Raw genomic sequence first — 14,157 nt, forward strand, 5'->3', positions numbered from 1 at the left:
TGACCTCATTTGTATGTTTTGTAGTTGAGTGAGGAAACCTGAATCTTTTGAATGACGCCGTTTTTAAAGAAGTAATTCATTACGGTCAGGGACAAAAGTTCTGAAAGGAAAACGCTCCACGCGGCCCCCATGATGCCGTGACCCTGGATCAACCACCAGGAGAGCGGCAAACTGATGACCATCAGGCAGATGATTTTCCTCAGCAAGTAGTTAAATCCTCCCTCTTTGACCATGTAGCGATACGCTACGGTCCCCATTGCCGAAAAGCTGGTCGCTATCGACAGCAACGTAATGAGACTTCCTGACTGTGTGAATTCCGGGCCGTACAACGCAATGATGATCCGCTCGCCGTAAAGCGAAATGACCAGCAGCATCAGCAATGAAACCGCCATAACATAGCCATTGAGCCGCGCAGCCAGCTTAATAGCGACCTCGCCCCGCTCCCTGAAGATTTCAGTGAAGCAGGAGGTGATGAGCGCCACCGGGATAAAAATCCATGAGGCGGAAATGGTATTCGCCGCCGCAAACAGCCCGAGGTCGCGCGCGGGTGCCGTGCCTGCCAGGAACATCTGCGCCGCTTTTACCTGCACAGAGATAAAGATGCTGGAGATCGCCAGCGGCAGACCGGCATACATCAGATAACGCAGATAGGCCGTGCGCTTTTCGCGTGGTGGCATCTGATCCTGATGGTCCTGATAGAAGTTGTGACGCTTAATCAGGTAAGGCACCAGTGTCACTGCGACAATCGACAGCGTCAGCCAGAGCGGATTAAGACGCAGCCAGGCGACGGTGAAGCTGATGCCGAAACTCAGCAGCATGCCCACGGCGTTGGCGATGGTGTTAAGACGCGAGGCAAGACGCGCGTTGTTATAAACGCTGAAGGTGTCCTGGGTGACAAAAACCGAGGCAACAAATGAGGCCAGTGCAAACGCCAGGAAATTTTCCTGCATGTTGTACCAGACCCAGATTAAGACTGGCACCGAAGTGACCAGCAACAGCACCATTCTCATCGTGCGGGCGATGGTCATCAGGCGCAGGCCTTTTGACGCATTTTTGCTGACGCGCTTAAACAGAATGGTTTCGGTGCCAAAGATTGCAACGGTTTGCACCATCGCAAATAGTGAAGTAGAAAACGCCATCTGGCCAAACACCGTTGGGCCAAAGGATTTCGCCACGTAAGACGTCACAAAAATGACGCCAAAAACGGAGATGATCTTCTCAGACATCATCCAGGCGGCATTAGACATTACGCTCAATTTCATCGACTCTTCCTTAGTATTACTCAACTACAACCGCTTCGGTACAACATCCCTGTAACGAATTAATAAGCGCTCAGTGGGCCTGGCGAAAATGTAAGACTTCAGACCAAGCTGGTCCGAAAATTGAGATGTAAATCATGATCCGGAGTGTTAATTCAGGATAATTCTTATTATAAATGGCGCGAATCACTTCAGATGGAAACGATTTCAGGCTGAAAATAAAACAACCTTTAAGAGCCTTTCCCGCCATATTAATCAAGTCGGTCAGGCTAAATATCCAATGTACGTAGAATTTTTTCGTATTTTGGATGCGATGAATTTATAACAAAAACCCCCCTCCAGGAAGGCACGCCCACCGGATAAGAATAAAATAAGATTTATCCCATGATGATATTTATTCTAAATATCTTAATTTAGGCTTCGCAATTCAATTCGCGCACTTTAATACTGCCTTAATAGAATCTTACAGTGCCAGAAATTATTAAAGTCATTCTCATCCATTAATCGATAAGAAAGGTAAGAGCATTTATGAGAAAGTCACGATACAGCGAAGATCAAATCACAAATGCCATTAAAGCTTCTGAATCGGGCGTGAAAGTCAGAGAGATTTGTGAAGAGTTAGGCATCTCTGAAGCCACGTTCTACAGCTGGAAGAAGAAGTTTTCTGGGTTGTCTTCGGAAGAAGGCAGAAAAATCAAAGAGCTGGAAGAAAAACTGCAGAACATCACCCGTGAACTGCAGACGCTCAACTCGGACAAAGAGATGCTGCAGAGTGTTCTGAAGCACTTCTTTACCACTAATGAAAAACGTCAGGCTGTGGATTTCCTGCAGGCCACCTTTGACATTGGCACCCGTCGCAGCTGCCGCTTATTAGATATCAGTCGCAGCGTATACCATTATCCGTCAGGCACGGAGAACCGCTAAACCCCAATGCTACCGCGCTTTTTAGACTTAACGCTGAGATTTGTTCTTACCAGAAGAGATGAAGATCATTTAACAGGACAATTGCGGCACCCTTTTCCGCTCCATTTATAACTAATGAATGGCTTCACGGCTAAGCTTCTTTTTTTGCGGTAAAATTGATTCACAACAGCAAACGTCTCGCATTCTACGGCTACTCTTCCCTTCCCAATCTCGTTTACGCGGGATTGGGCCCTCCCTTTCTTACGTAAGCCCAGCTAATCGTCGGAACTAAATCGTCTCAATATCATTAAGCCAATTTAAACATCGCGCAAAAAATAATCACCGCACATTTGAGTTAATGCTGGACCTGACTCAAATTTTTGCGGCTGCGTTTAATTCCGGGGAATGGGTTAATGGCATATACTTTCTCCAGGATTAATCCAGGATAAATAGTTTATTGCTCCTTATCACTAACGTTATGTGTCTATCTTTTCGCTCTCTTCATTGCGCATCATTGATGCCAGAGATTAATCTTTAATTATTAACGCAGCGGCGGAGTTTTCTTACTCATTCATCACTGAGTGAAGTTAATAGTGGTTTTCAGCCTCCCTTTCTCAGGACCATACCGCAATAAAAAGCCGCTGATAAAAGCATAACGTCCATAATGCTGCGCGATTTTTCCTGATTAATGACCGATATCTGAACAGTTACCCGCTGCCAGCGCTGAACATGGCTATGTTCAGGAGACCATCAGTCCCGTTTTTTCACTGACAAACAGGGGATGAAAGAGGCTTTCGGGGGTAAAGGCACGATTACGCAGAGGCATGAAATCGATTTCGCGGCACAAATCTGCCGGAGAGCGAGCAAATCGGGGTAGGGTTTAATCTTAAAAAGCCGCGCGGCGTGTTATCCGCGCGGCAGAGGTCTTTTGGCAATCTTCGCGGTTTACTCTTTAACCGCGACGACGAGAGGCTGCGGTTTAATGCGCATTGCCCACAGGACACCAGCCATCAGACAAATAATCCCCGTCACGGTGAGCAGGGGTGGCCAGCTTTGATACCAGAGAAAAGTCCACAACAGGCCGAAAAGGATCTCAAAAACAATCAGTGGCCCCATCAGTACGGTGGGAAGACGCTGGCTGGCAGCGTTCCAGCATAAGGTCCCGAGCCAGGAACAGAGCAGACCAATCGCCAGCATCAGGGAGATAAACACTGCAGGACGCGGCCCAAACGGCAGTGCAAAAGCCGGCTGTTGCCAGGCAAGCTGCGCGCTGACCAGCGCGTACATGATTAGCGCCATCGGCAGCGTCACGACTCCCTGCGCTGTTGCCCAGGTCGAGGGCCGCAGTTCGGGATGTGTACGCAGCCAGCGGGCATTGCGCAGCGGATACCAGGTCCAGCAGACCACAGCCAGCAGCGCCAGCGCGATACCGGTCAGATAACGGCTGAGATCAAGGGTGTGGCCCTGACTCTGTAGCTCCGCCGCATTCACGCAGAGTAATCCGGCCGCCATCATGACCAGTGCCGGAAACAGCCGCCGCCACGGCAGGCGTCCTTCAAGATGGCCGTAACAGAGATTGGCCGTCACAGCGATCACCACCGGCAGCGTGCCGATAATCATGGTGGAGACCGGTCCGCCAGTGCGCTGAATGGCGTTCGCCAGAAACGCATAGTAGAAGAGGTTTCCCACCAGCGAGAGCTTTACCGCCTCACGCCAGTCAGTCCGGGCCAGCTTGCGCAGGCGATGACGACCGTGCCAGGCCAGCGGCAGCGCAATCAGCCCAAACGCCACATAACGTCCCGCCGATTGCAGCGCGCCAGGATAGTCAGGCACCAGCAGCGGCCCGACAAAGATCAGCCCCCACAGCAGTCCGGCGGTGACGGCAAACATGACACCAGCAAACATAATTTCTTCCTTATATAGCTTTTTCGTTCAGTGTGGCGGGTTCGGGCGGGGAATGCTTGTAGCAGATTGCGGTGGTATCAGGGCTGGCGCACCTGCTTTTGATAGCGGCCCGGCGTGATGCCATAACGGTTTGCAAAGGCGCGGGTCAGATGGGCCTGATCGGTTAATCCCACCGCCGCCGCAACGCTGGCAGCCGCTTCACCCTGTGCCAGCCTTTGCTTGGCGTCGTAAAGCCGGAAAGCCATCAGCATCTGATGCGGCGTAACGTGATAGTGCTGACGAAAGGCGCGTAAGAAGTGCCACGGCGAAAGCGAGGCCAGCGCCGCCAGCTCATCCAGCCGCACCGGTTCTGCAAGGTTTGCGCGCAGAAAGTCTCTTACCTGATCAAAACGATGCCGTGCATCCGGTCTGCCCTGTGAGGACATGCGTGCCAGCGGACGAATCTGCAACAGCAGTTCAGCCAGCAGGCTCTGGCGCGCCAGTGGTGATTCCGCCTGCCAGAGTGTCGCCAGCGTGCGGGAGAGCGGCCGCGCCACGCGCGGATCGGTCAACAGCGCCTCGTTGAACCACCAGCCGCGATCGCCGGTCAGTTCATCCATCAGCTGCGGCTGAATGTAGATCATCTGGTAGCGCCAGCCCTCTTCACACGCTGACTCACCGGTATGCAGCTCATCCGGATTCATCATGACCAGCGAGTTCTCCGGCGCAGTATATTCGGTGCCGCGGTAGCGAAAGCGTTGCGCGCCCGCTTCAATGGTGCCGATACCAAAGGCTTCATGGGTATGGGGTTCAAATGCGTAGCGGGAGATGTGGGCCTGATAGAGTTCCACACCGGGCAGCTCGGCGAGTTGCTGAAACCGGGCGCGGTCTTTCTCACAGGGAAAACTCGCCGGAACACCTTCCACTTCTCTCTCCTTATTTAACCAGTCGGTTTAGCATGCCTGTGACAGGGGGGAAAATGCAAAAGATTGCTTTCCGCAATGCCTCAGGTAACACTGCTTTTTTCAAACCAGATGGGATTAAGCATGGCACAGCGGGTAGTCGTGGTCATTGATATGCAGAATGGCGTCTTCAGCACGCCACGCTTCGACACAGCGGGAAGGATTGCACAGATTAACCGGCTGACCGAACGCGCCGATATCACAATATTTATCCAGCACCGCGAAGGCGAGATGTGCGAGGGTAATGCGGCTTTCGAGCTGCTGCCAGAAATCGCTCAGCCTGCTGGCGCACACTATGTGACCAAAACTGCCTGCGACAGCTTCTGGCACACCGACCTGGCCACGCTGTTAAAGAGGCTGGCGGTAGAGGAATTTGTGGTGTGCGGTTGTGCCACTGACTACTGCCTTGATACCACGATAAAAGTCGGTGCCAGTGCGGGCTATGCGATTACCGTTGCCGCCGATGCGCACACCACGGCAGATCGCCGCTGGGTCAGCGCCGAAGCACTGATTAACCAGCACAATGATGTGTGGGCCTCACTGCTGATCCCCGGCAACGTGCCACGTGTGCTGAGCACGGAGGCGATTCTGGCGGAATGGTCGTAGCTGGCCGCCAGACGCCGCGCATAAAAAAAGCCCGCAAAGCGGGCTTTTTTTGTACTCTCTGGCCAACGGAATCAGAACGGAATATCGTCGTCGAAATCCATTGGTGGTTCGTTGTTGTTGCTGGCCGGCGCGCTCTGTGGCTGTGGCTGCGGACGGGACTGCGCGCCACCACTGAACTGGTTATTGTTGCCCTGCGGCTGCTGCGGCTGACCCCAGCCATTGTTGTTGCCACCGCCCTGCGCGCCACCACCGGCTGGAGCGCCTGCACCGGCATTACCGCCCTGCTGACGGCCACCCAGCATCTGCATGGTACCACCAACGTTAACCACGACTTCGGTGGTGTAACGCTCCTGGCCACCCTGATCCTGCCATTTACGGGTGCGCAGCTGGCCTTCGATATAGACCTGCGACCCTTTTTTCAGGTATTCACCCGCGACTTCAGCCAGTTTGCCAAACAGCACCACACGGTGCCACTCAGTGATCTCTTTGTTTTCACCGGTCTGCTTGTCGCGCCAGCTTTCCGACGTAGCCAGCGTAATGTTGGCAACAGCGCCACCATTTGGCATATAACGTACTTCCGGATCCTGACCCAGATTCCCGACAAGAATCACTTTGTTAACGCCACGACTGGCCATGTTGCTGTCTCCCGATGAGTTAATGCATACAGTCTAATCTATCAATTCTAACACGTCCTGCGGTCTGTTTCCCACTTTCGAGCGGGGTTCCAGTTTTAATCCGCTGCGCGCCAGAGGCTGAGAGTACTGGATATTTATTCAGTCTATTTTTTGTGCCATAATGACACGTTTATTCTGGCCGTGTCGGCAAGGCGCGGTGAGTGCTGCTAATCCGGGAAAGGTGAATGGATAAGATCGAAGTTCGTGGTGCCCGCACCCATAATTTGAAAAACATCAACCTGACCATCCCACGCGACAAACTCATTGTGGTAACCGGCCTGTCAGGTTCCGGTAAATCCTCACTGGCGTTTGATACGCTGTATGCGGAAGGTCAGCGCCGCTATGTGGAGTCGCTCTCTGCGTATGCGCGCCAGTTTCTTTCGTTAATGGAGAAGCCGGACGTCGATCATATCGAAGGTTTGTCGCCCGCCATTTCCATTGAACAAAAATCCACCTCGCACAACCCACGCTCGACCGTGGGAACCATCACCGAGATCCATGATTACCTGCGTCTGCTGTTTGCCCGCGTTGGCGAACCGCGCTGCCCGGATCATGATGTGCCGCTGGCGGCGCAGACCGTCAGCCAGATGGTCGATCAGGTGCTCTCCCAGCCGGAAGGCCGTCGCCTGATGCTGCTGGCGCCGGTGGTGAAAGATCGTAAGGGTGAGCACACCAAAACGCTGGAGAATCTGGCGACGCAAGGTTATATCCGTGCGCGTATTGATGGCGAAGTGTGTGACCTCTCCGATCCGCCAAAACTCGAGCTGCAGAAGAAGCACACCATTGAAGTGGTGATTGACCGCTTTAAAGTGCGTGAAGATCTCGCGACCCGCCTGGCGGAATCGTTTGAGACCACGCTGGAGCTCTCCGGCGGGACGGCCATCGTGGCGGACATGGATGACAGCGCCGCAGAAGAGCTGCTCTTCTCGGCTAACTTCGCCTGCCCGATCTGTGGTTACAGCATGAGCGAGCTGGAGCCGCGCCTGTTCTCGTTTAACAACCCGGCGGGCGCCTGTCCGACCTGTGACGGCCTTGGCGTACAGCAATATTTTGATCCTGACCGCGTGGTGCAGAATCCTGAACTCTCGCTGGCGGGCGGTGCAATCCGCGGCTGGGATCGCCGCAATTTCTACTACTTCCAGATGCTGCGTTCGCTGGCGGAACACCTCGATTTTGATATCGAAGCGTCGTTCGGCAGCCTGCCAGAAAACGTACAGAAAGTGATTCTGTACGGATCAGGCAAAGAGAGCATCGAATTCAAGTACATCAACGATCGCGGCGACACCTCGGTGCGCCGTCATCCGTTTGAAGGGGTGCTCAATAACATGGAGCGCCGCTACAAAGAGACCGAGTCCTCAGCGGTACGCGAAGAGCTGGCGAAATTTATCAGCAACCGCGCCTGTGCCAGCTGTGAAGGAACCCGTCTGCGTCGTGAAGCGCGTCATGTCTTCGTGGAGAACACCACGCTGCCGACCATCTCTGAGATGAGCATCGGCCATGCGATGTCCTTCTTTGAAAACATGAAACTCAGCGGCCAGCGTGCGCAGATCGCCGAGAAAATTTTGAAAGAGATTGGCGATCGCCTGAGCTTCCTGGTCAACGTCGGCCTGAACTATCTTTCGATGTCGCGTTCCGCCGAGACCTTGTCCGGTGGTGAAGCACAGCGTATCCGTCTGGCCAGCCAGATCGGTGCCGGTCTGGTCGGCGTGATGTATGTGCTGGATGAGCCTTCAATCGGCCTGCACCAGCGCGACAACGAACGCCTGCTCGGCACCCTGATTCATCTGCGCGACCTCGGTAACACGGTGATCGTGGTTGAGCATGATGAAGATGCGATTCGTGCCGCTGACCATGTGATCGATATCGGTCCGGGTGCGGGCGTTCATGGCGGCCAGGTGGTGGCTGAAGGCACGGTTGATCAGATCATGGCGCAGGAAGCGTCACTGACCGGCCAGTTCCTGAGCGGCAAGCGTGGCATTGCAGTGCCAGAGGAGCGCGTCAAAGGCGACCCGGCCAAAGTCCTGAAGATTACTGGCGCACGCGGCAACAACCTCAAGGATGTCACGCTGACGCTGCCGGTCGGACTGTTCACCTGTATTACCGGTGTTTCCGGCTCGGGTAAATCGACCCTGATCAACGATACGCTCTTCCCGATTGCCCAGCGGGCGCTGAACGGCGCGACCATCGCCGAACCGGCACCTTACCGTGACGTGGCGGGACTGGAGCACTTCGACAAAGTAATCGACATCGACCAGAGCCCGATTGGTCGTACACCGCGCTCCAACCCGGCCACTTACACCGGCATCTTCACCCCGGTGCGTGAACTGTTTGCGGGCGTGCCGGAAGCGCGTTCACGCGGCTACAATCCGGGCCGCTTCAGCTTTAACGTGCGTGGCGGACGCTGTGAAGCCTGTCAGGGCGATGGCGTGCTGAAAGTCGAAATGCACTTCCTGCCGGACATTTATGTGCCGTGCGATCAGTGCAAAGGCAAACGCTATAACCGTGAAACGCTGGAAGTGAAGTACAAAGGCAAGAGCATTCACGAAGTGCTGGAAATGACCATCGAAGAGGCACGTGAGTTCTTCGATGCGGTACCGGCGCTGGCGCGTAAGTTGCAGACGCTGATCGATGTGGGCCTCACCTACATCCGCCTCGGTCAGTCCGCGACCACCCTTTCCGGCGGTGAAGCCCAGCGCGTGAAGCTGGCGCGTGAGCTGTCGAAGCGTGGCACGGGTCAGACGCTCTACATTCTGGATGAACCGACCACCGGCCTGCACTTTGCCGATATCCAGCAGCTGCTGGAAGTGCTGCATAAGCTGCGCGATCAGGGCAACACCATCGTGGTGATTGAGCACAACCTCGATGTGGTCAAAACCGCAGACTGGATTGTCGACCTGGGTCCGGAAGGCGGCAGCGGCGGCGGTGAAATCCTGGTAGCTGGTACGCCAGAAACCGTGGCGGAGTGTGAGAAATCACATACCGCGCGCTTCCTGAAGCCACTGTTACAGAAGTAATTTTTTCAGGCCCGCCGCGTGCGGGCCTTTTACTCTCCCCTGTCGATTCAGCCAGAAAATTGCAGAATCAGGCAAGATTCAGACATGTATAGGCATATACGCTTTTCCCCACGCTGACTATCCTTAAGCGGTTCCTCTTTGGCACGCCCCTGGCGTCGCCCTGTTTTCGCAGCACATCAACGCTGCTGCACTTCATCGAATAACACTCACGACACATCGAAACTGGAGACACCATGAATATTACGCATGCGTATGCTGCTCAGGATGCAAAATCCAAACTGGCACCGTTCGATTTTAAGCCGCGTGAGCTGCGCGCCCATGACGTTCAGCTTGAGGTGCTGTTCTGTGGCGTCTGCCACTCAGACCTGCATCAGGCCCGTAATGAGTGGAAAAACACCATTTTTCCCGTGGTTCCGGGTCATGAAATTGTCGGTCGCGTCACGGCCGTTGGCCCGCAGACGCAGAAATACAAAGTCGGCGATCTGGTCGGCGTAGGCTGCATGGTCGATTCGTGCCGCAGCTGTCCGAGCTGTCAGCAGGGTCTGGAGCAGTATTGTGAAAACGGCTTTGTTGGCACCTACAACGGTGAAGATCGTGAAACCGGCGCCATTACCTACGGCGGTTACTCAACGTCGATGGTGGTTGATGAGAGCTTTGTGCTGCGCATTCCCGAGAACCTGGAGCTGGCGGGCGTGGCACCGCTGCTGTGTGCCGGTATTACCACTTACTCGCCGCTGCGCCACTGGAATGTCGGCCCGGGCAAGAAAGTGGGTATCGTAGGCTTAGGCGGCCTGGGCCATATGGGCGTGAAAATTGCCCATGCCATGGGCGCACATGTGGTGCTGTTCACCACCTCGCCTTCCAAAATTGAAGATGGCAAACGTCTGGGTGCCGATGAAGTCGTGATCTCCAAAGATGCGGAGCAGATGGCGCAGCACGCCAACAGCTTTGACTTCATTCTGAACACTGTTGCGGCTCAGCACGACCTCAACCCCTTCATTACCCTGCTGAAGCTGGATGGCAACATGACGCTGGTGGGTGCACCAGAGCACGATCACCCGGCACCGCAGGTGTTTAACCTGATCTTCAAGCGTCGCAGCATCGCCGGTTCACTGATTGGCGGCATCGCAGAGACCCAGGAGATGCTCGATTTCTGTAGTGAGCACGGCATTACGTCAGACATTGAACTGATCGCGATGGACCAGATCAATGAAGCCTATGAGCGCATGCTGAAAAGCGATGTGAAATACCGCTTCGTTATCGACATCAATACCCTGCGCGAGCAGCCTGCCGCGTAACCCGCTGCCTCTGAAACCCTCTTGCTCAGGTAAGAGGGTTTTTTATTGCCGTTTAGCGGGCCGTTGCAACCTGCTGGAATGAGGCATCGACCAGATAGTAGATCTGCGAATCTTTCAGCGAACCGTCCAGGAACAGCGTGCTCCAGTGTGACTTGTTCAGATGCTCGCTGGGAATAATATCGCTATGCTCTTCGCGCAGTAATTCGGCCAGCGCAGGCGTCGATTTCAGCGAGACCGCTGGCCGCCCTTTCGCCTCATGTACCATCGCAAACAGCACGCCGTTGCTTTTAATCTGCGTAGCCTTCCAGTCACTGTGGACGCTCTGCTCCGCGCCCGGCTTGCTCATGCAATAGGTCAGTAAGTCTGAGTTATTCATTACGATTCCCCTTGTAAAGTGGCGACAATCCGCCTGGCACCGCCCTCAATGCGATGCTCGCCCAGCCAGATACCCTGCCAGGTGCCCAGCACCAGACGTCCCCGCTGAACCGGTAATAACAACGAAACCCCTAAGATCGACGATTTGATGTGCGCCGGCATATCATCACGCCCTTCGTAATCGTGCTGATAAGGCGCATTCTCCGGCACGTGCCGCATGAAATGCTGCTCCATGTCGCTGCGCACCGTCGGGTCGCAATTCTCATTTAAGGTTAACGACGCCGAAGTGTGCTGCAACAGCAGATGCAGCAGACCGGTTTTGATATCACGCAGTCCGGAGAGCGAGTTCACGATCTCATCGGTGACCAGATGAAACCCGCGCGGCTTCGCGCTCAGCGTAATAGTTTGTTGATGCCACATAGCTTATTCCTGAAACGGTTACCCCGTTTAAGTGTGCAGCATGTCGCCGAAAGGTAAACCCTGACCCATAAAAAAACCGCCAGAGAGCACCCTGACGGTTTTTTTTACAGCCTGGCGGCCGTTACATCACGGCGGCAAACGCTTCAGCCACCTGATGCACATTTTTGCTGTTCAGACCGGCCACACACATGCGGCCGCTGCCCACCAGATAGATGCCAAATTCGTTGCGCAGACGATCGACCTGCTGCGCACTCAGGCCGGTGTAGCTGAACATGCCACGCTGCTTCAGCAGGTAGTCGAAGTTTTTACCTGGCAGTGCAGTGCTCAGCACGTCCACCAGCGACTGACGCATGTCCAGAATGCGTAAGCGCATCGCTTCCACTTCAGCCAGCCAGCTGGCTTTCAACTCGTCATCGTTGAGTACGCGCGCGACAACCTGCGCACCGAAATTCGGCGGGCTGGAGTAGTTGCGGCGAACCGTGGCTTTTAACTGGCCCAGCACACGCGCTGACTCTTCGGCGCTGTCACAGACGATAGAGAGACCGCCCACGCGCTCGCCATAGAGCGAGAAAATTTTGGAGAAGGAGTTGCTCACCAGGGCTGGCAGGCCCGCCGCCGCGACCGCGCGCAACGCATAGGCATCCTGCTGCATGCCGGCCCCAAAGCCCTGATAGGCGATATCCAGGAATGGAATCAGCTGCTGTGCTTTCAGCACCTCAACGGTCTGATCCCACTGCGCATCAGTCAGGTCAGCGCCGGTCGGGTTATGACAGCAGGGATGCAGCAGCACGACGCTCTGCGCTGGCAGGGTTTTCAGGGTGCTGATAAAGGCATCAAACCGCACGCCGTGGGTCTCTGCGTCATACCAGGGATAGGTATTTACCTCAAAACCTGCACCATTAAAAATCGCGACGTGGTTCTCCCAGGTCGGATCGCTGACCCAGACCGCAGACTGCGGGAAGTAGCGCTTAAGGAAATCCGCGCCCACTTTCAGCGCGCCAGAACCGCCCAGCGTCTGAATAGAGGCGATACGGCCCGCGTTTAACACCGGATGATCGGCACCAAACAGCAGCGGTGCAATCGCACTACGGTAGCTGTTCAGTCCTTCCATTGGCAGATAGAGCGATGCCTGATGCGGCTCAGCATAGATCTGCTCTTCGGCAGCGGCTACAGCCTTCAGCTGCGGGATGATGCCCTTTTCGTCGTAATAGAGGCCGATACTCAGGTTAACTTTGTGTTCGCGTGGGTCTTGTTTGAAGGCTTCCATCAACGACAGAATCGGATCGCCAGCATAGGCATCAACGTTTTGAAACACGGTGTAGGTCTCCATGATTGGTCCAGAGGGAAGATGCGGATTAAACCCGATAGCGTCCCGGACGGTGGTTCATTGCAATAATCAGATTCAGGATCACCGCACCCGCAATCGACGCGAGCAGGATGGGGCCGCTCACCACAAACAGTGACGCCAGCACGACGCAGGTATCGACCACCATTTGCAGCTTCCCCGCGCGGATCCCAAAGCGATCCTGTAGCCACAGCGCCAGAATATTGATGCCGCCCAGGCTCGCCTTATGACGAAATAACACTATAAACCCGATTCCCATGATGACGTTACCGAACAGTGTCGCATAGAAGGGGTTAAGGTCAGAAAAGTGGACGAACAGCGGGTGCAGCTGGGTAAACAGCGACACCAGACCGACGGCGCAGAAGGTTTTCAGCGTAAATTCCCAGCCCATGCGTTTTACCGCCAGCCAGTAAAAAGGGATGTTGATCAGGAAGAACGCGCTGCCGAACGAAAGCGGCGACAGGTAGCTGATCAGAAAGGCGATGCCTGCGGTGCTGCCGGTCAGCGCTCCCGCCTGTTTCAGCATAATGACGCCGAACGAGACCATCAGGGTGCCAAGCACCATCGCCAGCGCATCTTCAATGCGCGAATGCGGGACGCGGGAGGGTTCTGCGATGTTATCCATGGGGTTTTCTCAGGGCAAATGATGCGGTTTCGATGCAAAAAACGCACCATCGCCACAGCACTGAACTGCTGTAAACCGGGTGCCAGCGATATCCCATTGATATCTAAGGCGCTTTAAAACAGAATTTTGTGCATAAATTCCGGCTGATACCGTCAACCTATGCGCTAAAGTCCGTTTCGATGCACGCTCTTCGCATTAATTGCCGCAAGTGTGCACCAAAAGCGTACAGCGCGCACCTTTTTAGCGCGTCTTCTGCTCAGGCAGCATCATCAGCCCGTTCTCTTTCATGCGTCCCAGCACTACCGAGGTTTTCACATGGGAAACGCTCTGGTGGCCCGCGACTAACTGGCTGATTAACGCACTAAGGGAATTGAGATCGGCCACCGCCACTTTAAGCAGATAGTCCGCATCGCCGGTGGTTTTATAGGCATCCACGATCGCCTGCTCCTGCTCCACCATCCGGTGAAAGCTCTCGACATATTCTGCGGTGTGGTTAATTAAGCGCACCTCAATCAATCCCACCATGCCAAGCCCGATGGCATCGGGCGACAGCCGGGCATGATAACCCAGGATCAGATTAGCCTGTTCCAGATTGATACGGCGGCGGGAACATTGTGAGGCGGAAAGGCCAACCAGATCGCTGAGTTCCTGATTGGTCAGACGGCCGTTGGATTGTAATAAAGTCAGGATTTTAAGGTCGTAATCGTCTACGTGAGTCATTCCGTTTCCACAGCGTGATGGGCGTCGCTTTGTTACAGATAACCCGATAACCCGAGAGGTTGTCCAACACTA

General features: G+C 54.7%; 13 protein-coding genes. 4 read left to right on the forward strand and 9 right to left on the reverse strand.

The window, feature by feature from the left end:
• Nucleotides 1-5: 5 nt before the first annotated feature.
• A complete protein-coding gene (locus tag LC417_RS10885; protein WP_031591774.1) occupies nt 6-1,262 on the reverse strand; it encodes an oligosaccharide flippase family protein in 1,257 nt (418 codons plus the stop codon).
• A 525-nt stretch (nt 1,263-1,787) separates the two neighbouring features.
• Between LC417_RS10885 and LC417_RS10890 the strand changes: the two genes are divergently transcribed.
• Complete coding sequence (locus LC417_RS10890) at nt 1,788-2,183, forward strand: transposase (protein WP_003855733.1); 396 nt, start codon at nt 1,788-1,790, stop codon at nt 2,181-2,183.
• Between the two features lie 924 nt (nt 2,184-3,107).
• On the opposite strand, the gene LC417_RS10895 is transcribed toward LC417_RS10890, so the two are convergent.
• Together LC417_RS10895 and LC417_RS10900 are read right to left on the reverse strand one after the other, a co-directional pair.
• Complete coding sequence (locus LC417_RS10895; RefSeq protein ID WP_223565828.1) at nt 3,108-4,067, reverse strand: DMT family transporter; 960 nt, start codon at nt 4,065-4,067, stop codon at nt 3,108-3,110.
• Nucleotides 4,068-4,144: 77 nt separating this feature from the next.
• Nucleotides 4,145-4,972 carry an AraC family transcriptional regulator gene (locus LC417_RS10900; protein WP_010252176.1) on the reverse strand — a complete coding sequence of 276 codons (828 nt, stop codon included), beginning with the start codon at nt 4,970-4,972 and terminating at the stop codon, nt 4,145-4,147.
• A 120-nt stretch (nt 4,973-5,092) separates the two neighbouring features.
• Between LC417_RS10900 and LC417_RS10905 the strand changes: the two genes are divergently transcribed.
• Nucleotides 5,093-5,614: an isochorismatase family protein gene (locus LC417_RS10905; protein ID WP_033759724.1), complete on the forward strand. Its 522-nt coding sequence runs from the start codon at nt 5,093-5,095 to the stop codon at nt 5,612-5,614.
• Nucleotides 5,615-5,685: 71 nt separating this feature from the next.
• Here LC417_RS10905 and ssb1 read toward each other — a convergent pair whose 3' ends face one another.
• On the reverse strand, nt 5,686-6,249 hold the full coding sequence (ssb1, locus tag LC417_RS10910; RefSeq protein ID WP_010252180.1) for a single-stranded DNA-binding protein SSB1: 564 nt from the start codon (nt 6,247-6,249) through the stop codon (nt 5,686-5,688).
• Nucleotides 6,250-6,473: 224 nt separating this feature from the next.
• Between ssb1 and uvrA the strand changes: the two genes are divergently transcribed.
• Together uvrA and LC417_RS10920 are read left to right on the forward strand one after the other, a co-directional pair.
• A complete protein-coding gene (uvrA, locus tag LC417_RS10915) occupies nt 6,474-9,302 on the forward strand; it encodes an excinuclease ABC subunit UvrA (RefSeq protein ID WP_010252182.1) in 2,829 nt (942 codons plus the stop codon).
• Nucleotides 9,303-9,535: 233 nt separating this feature from the next.
• A complete protein-coding gene (locus LC417_RS10920) occupies nt 9,536-10,600 on the forward strand; it encodes an NAD(P)-dependent alcohol dehydrogenase (protein ID WP_223565829.1) in 1,065 nt (354 codons plus the stop codon).
• Nucleotides 10,601-10,652: 52 nt separating this feature from the next.
• On the opposite strand, the gene LC417_RS10925 is transcribed toward LC417_RS10920, so the two are convergent.
• The 5 genes from LC417_RS10925 to LC417_RS10945 all read right to left on the reverse strand — a co-directional run bounded on the left by LC417_RS10925 (nt 10,653) and on the right by LC417_RS10945 (nt 14,085).
• On the reverse strand, nt 10,653-10,976 hold the full coding sequence (locus LC417_RS10925; protein WP_010252186.1) for an MmcQ/YjbR family DNA-binding protein: 324 nt from the start codon (nt 10,974-10,976) through the stop codon (nt 10,653-10,655).
• Nucleotides 10,976-11,395 (reverse strand): secondary thiamine-phosphate synthase enzyme YjbQ, encoded by a 420-nt coding sequence (locus LC417_RS10930; RefSeq protein ID WP_010252188.1) that lies wholly within the window; start codon nt 11,393-11,395, stop codon nt 10,976-10,978. Before LC417_RS10930 ends, LC417_RS10925 begins: the two co-directional genes overlap by 1 nt.
• Before the next feature lie 121 nt (nt 11,396-11,516).
• The gene (locus LC417_RS10935) at nt 11,517-12,710 is read right to left on the reverse strand and encodes an amino acid aminotransferase (RefSeq protein ID WP_010252191.1); all 1,194 of its coding nucleotides are present in this window, start codon (nt 12,708-12,710) and stop codon (nt 11,517-11,519) included.
• Between the two features lie 40 nt (nt 12,711-12,750).
• A complete protein-coding gene (locus LC417_RS10940; RefSeq protein ID WP_010672216.1) occupies nt 12,751-13,365 on the reverse strand; it encodes a YitT family protein in 615 nt (204 codons plus the stop codon).
• 240 nt (nt 13,366-13,605) lie between these two features.
• Nucleotides 13,606-14,085: an Lrp/AsnC family transcriptional regulator gene (locus tag LC417_RS10945; protein ID WP_010252196.1), complete on the reverse strand. Its 480-nt coding sequence runs from the start codon at nt 14,083-14,085 to the stop codon at nt 13,606-13,608.
• Between the last annotated feature and the right edge of the window lie 72 nt (nt 14,086-14,157).

The organism is Pantoea sp. OVA07A (genome assembly GCF_019969975.1).
GTDB classification, from domain to species: domain Bacteria; phylum Pseudomonadota; class Gammaproteobacteria; order Enterobacterales; family Enterobacteriaceae; genus Pantoea; species Pantoea agglomerans.

Coding starts and splice junctions, on each gene's coding strand:
- LC417_RS10945 (WP_010252196.1), bottom strand. CDS start 14,085: ATGACTCACGTAGACGATTACGACCTTAAAATCCTGACTTTATTACAA.
- LC417_RS10925 (WP_010252186.1), bottom strand. CDS start 10,976: ATGAATAACTCAGACTTACTGACCTATTGCATGAGCAAGCCGGGCGCG.
- LC417_RS10885 (WP_031591774.1), bottom strand. CDS start 1,262: ATGAAATTGAGCGTAATGTCTAATGCCGCCTGGATGATGTCTGAGAAG.
- LC417_RS10890 (WP_003855733.1), top strand. CDS start 1,788: ATGAGAAAGTCACGATACAGCGAAGATCAAATCACAAATGCCATTAAA.
- LC417_RS10895 (WP_223565828.1), bottom strand. CDS start 4,067: ATGTTTGCTGGTGTCATGTTTGCCGTCACCGCCGGACTGCTGTGGGGG.
- uvrA (WP_010252182.1), top strand. CDS start 6,474: ATGGATAAGATCGAAGTTCGTGGTGCCCGCACCCATAATTTGAAAAAC.
- ssb1 (WP_010252180.1), bottom strand. CDS start 6,249: ATGGCCAGTCGTGGCGTTAACAAAGTGATTCTTGTCGGGAATCTGGGT.
- LC417_RS10905 (WP_033759724.1), top strand. CDS start 5,093: ATGGCACAGCGGGTAGTCGTGGTCATTGATATGCAGAATGGCGTCTTC.
- LC417_RS10920 (WP_223565829.1), top strand. CDS start 9,536: ATGAATATTACGCATGCGTATGCTGCTCAGGATGCAAAATCCAAACTG.
- LC417_RS10930 (WP_010252188.1), bottom strand. CDS start 11,395: ATGTGGCATCAACAAACTATTACGCTGAGCGCGAAGCCGCGCGGGTTT.
- LC417_RS10940 (WP_010672216.1), bottom strand. CDS start 13,365: ATGGATAACATCGCAGAACCCTCCCGCGTCCCGCATTCGCGCATTGAA.